1 protein-coding gene is annotated in these 3092 nt (G+C 66.7%); it reads right to left on the reverse strand.

Annotated elements, in window-relative coordinates:
* A partial coding sequence (gene addA / locus EN914_RS29795; RefSeq protein ID WP_127389462.1) for a double-strand break repair helicase AddA occupies positions 1-3092 on the reverse strand: 3092 nt, incomplete at both ends.

The raw sequence follows: 3092 nt of genomic DNA on the forward strand, positions 1-3092 counted from the left end.
GTCTTGTAGTCGACAATCGATACCGTGTCCGGCGTTACCGCCAGCCGGTCGATCTTGCCGGAAATCGAGCGCTTCTTGCCCTTGACCTCCAGGCTGCCCATGATCGCAACCTCGGCACGCGACGATGGCGCAAACAGCTGACCGAAGCCGGGATCGGCAAGGATCGATGTGACCGACGCCAGGGCCTTTTCACGCTCTGATGGCGGCCAGTCCGCACCGGTTCGCAAGAGATAGCGTTCTGCCGCTCCCGCACGTTCGGGCTCGGCAATACCGGGCAGCATCTGCAGCAGTTTGTGGAGGGCGAGCCCACGCAGCACGGCAAAGCCGGGCTCGGCGTCGGCGTCGAGCACCGGCGACGCCTTGTCGACAACGGCTTGCTTGCCTTCGTCGATCAGCGCCGAGGCGCCCGATGGCGACAACGGACGCGGCAGATCCTCGAAGGGCAGCAAGGGCCGGAACAGCGTCGCCGGCAAAGGCGCGAAAGCGTCGGCCTGCCGTACCTGCTCGGCGGAACTTGGCGCGACGGGGGGCAGCTTGGTGACATGGAAACGGTGCACCGGCTCGCCGCCGGCGGGATGCGCACGCTGCTCGCTCTCCGACGCGCCGATCAGCGCGCGGCTGACGATCGAGTGCCAGGTGCCGGCGTTCGGCGCCCGCTTGCCATGATAGCCGCAGACGATCAGCCGGTCCTCGGCACGGGTCATGCCGACATAGAGCAGGCGACGGTATTCGTCGTCGGCGAGTTCCCGTGCCCTTGAGGCCGCTGCTTTCGAAAAACCGTTGGCGACGTCGCTGGCCGAGCGCCAGAGATAGCCCTTGCCGTCCCAGTTCGCGCCGGAGCCATCGAAGGGCATCAGGCGCGGCAAATGCTGGTCGCTGAACGGCGCGGAACCGCCATCGACCAGGAACACGACGGGCGCTTCCAAGCCCTTGGCGGCGTGCACGGTCATGACCCGGACCTCGTCGCGGGTCTGGTCCATCTCGCGCTTGATCTCGGGACCGGCGTTTTCCAACGTCGACAGGAAGGCTTCCAGCCCCGGCAGGCCGGTTCGCTCCTCGGCGAGGCAGAAGCTCAGGAACTCGTCGAGAATATCGCCGGCTTCGGGCCCGAGCCGCGCGATCATCTTGCGGCGCACGCCATCGCGCGCCAGCAGGGCGGCATAGAATTCGAACACCGGCTTAAACGCGGCTTCGTTCGTCCAGATGTCGACCTGGGCGACGATCTTCGCCAGTCTCTCGCTTTCGCCGGCGTGCTGTCGCAGCGATGCGATCAATGACAGGCCGGCCGGCCTCTGCGCGGCGAGCGTGAAAAGCGCCTCTTCCGGCAGATCGAAGATCGGGCTGCGCAACACGGCGGCAAGCGACAAATCGTCCTGCGGCTGGATGAGGAGGTGACCGAGCGCGATCAGGTCCTTGACCGCGATGTGCCCGGGCAGGCTCAACCGGTCGGCGCCGGCAACCGGAATGTCGCGGCGTTTGAGTGCGCGGGTCAGGGCATGGACGAAGCGATCGCGCTTGCGCACCAGCACCAGCACATCGCCCGGCCGCAGCCGCTTGCCGCGGCCTTCGATGATTTCGCCACTGCCGATCCAGCCGGCGATGGTGGCGGCGACGTTCTCGGCCACGCGCACCGCCGGCGCGTGGGCATGGTCGATGGCTTGCGTCCAGTCGTCGGGCTCATCGACAACATCGGCGCCGACCGACGGCCACACCTCGACATAGCCCGGCGCGTCGGTGCGGATCGCCTGGTGGCGAAGCGGATCGGGATCATGACTGATGCCGCGCCGCACGGCTGGATCGGCGAAGACGCGGTCGACCGCGGTCAGAACATCGTCGGTCGAGCGGAACGACCAGGTCAGCTTGAGGTCGGCGAAGGACGCCTCGGCGTCACGCACTCGTCCGGCAAACAACAGCCGGCTGTCGGCGAAGGAGTCCGGGGCCGCACCCTGGAACGAATAGATCGACTGCTTCTCGTCGCCGACGGCGAACACCGTGCGATGGACCCTGTCGCGTGCGCCAAAGCCGGCAAAGAATTCCTCCGCCAGCCGTTTCACCACTTCCCATTGGTCCGGACTGGTGTCCTGCGCCTCGTCGAGCAGGATGTGGTCGATGCCCTGGTCGAGCTTGTACTGCACCCAGGGGCCGGCGTCCGGCCGCGCCAGCAGGTTGACGGTGCGGGTGATCAGGTCGTTGAAATCGAGAAAGCCGCGGCTGCGCTTCAGCATTTCGTAGCGGGCGATCAGCCAGTCGGCGATGGTCAGCGCGGCAGCCGTGCCTTCAAGCATCCGGAACAGGGCCAGCCGATCGGTGGTTTCGACTATGGCGTTGGCGGCCGAGAGATAACGCTCCGCCAGATCCGGCAACCGGTCGACCAGGGCCTTCTTGAAGGCCTTTGCCGGGTCGTAAGCGTCGCCATCGGTCTTGAGGAAGGCTCGCGCGAGCAGTTGCAGGCGGCGAATGGGATCGCCCTCGGCAAAGGCCTGCCGCGCATAGGGCAGGATGTTGTTCAGCACCGATCTGGCGTCGGTGGCCTCGGCGGCGTGGGCGAAGCCGGCAAAATAGTCGGGCAGGAAGCCCGGCAACGGCCATACCGAAGCGGCTATGCCCTCGGCTGTCTGGCCTGGATGGAAATGGAATTCGTCGAACAGGGCCTGGAAGTGCGTGCCATCGCGCCCGACCGCGTCGATGAACTGGCGCAAGCCGTCGCGCTTGCGCACAATCTCACCCAGCAAGGCGTCGAGCCCAGCTTCGCCGCCCCGATCGAGAATGGAGGCAAAAGCCTCGGCCAGATCCCTGTCACCGGCGGACGTGCCCGAAATCATCTCGCGGCGCGCCGCGGCAAACAGCGATGCCTCCATCTGGCCGTCGAGCATCTCGAAATGGGCCGGGATGTTGGCCTCCAGCGGGAACTGGTGCAGCACCGATTCGCAGAAGGCGTGGATGGTCTGGATCTTCAGCCCGCCGGGCGTTTCCAGCGCCTCGGCGAACAGGCGCCGCGCCCGGCGCATGGTCTCGAGACCGGGCCGGCGCCCCTCCAGCGCCTCGACCTTTGCCGCCAGATCCACGTCACCAAGCGTCGTCCACTCCGACAG

It is taken from the genome of Mesorhizobium sp. M7A.F.Ca.CA.001.08.2.1, assembly GCF_003998455.1.
Classification (GTDB): domain Bacteria; phylum Pseudomonadota; class Alphaproteobacteria; order Rhizobiales; family Rhizobiaceae; genus Mesorhizobium; species Mesorhizobium ciceri.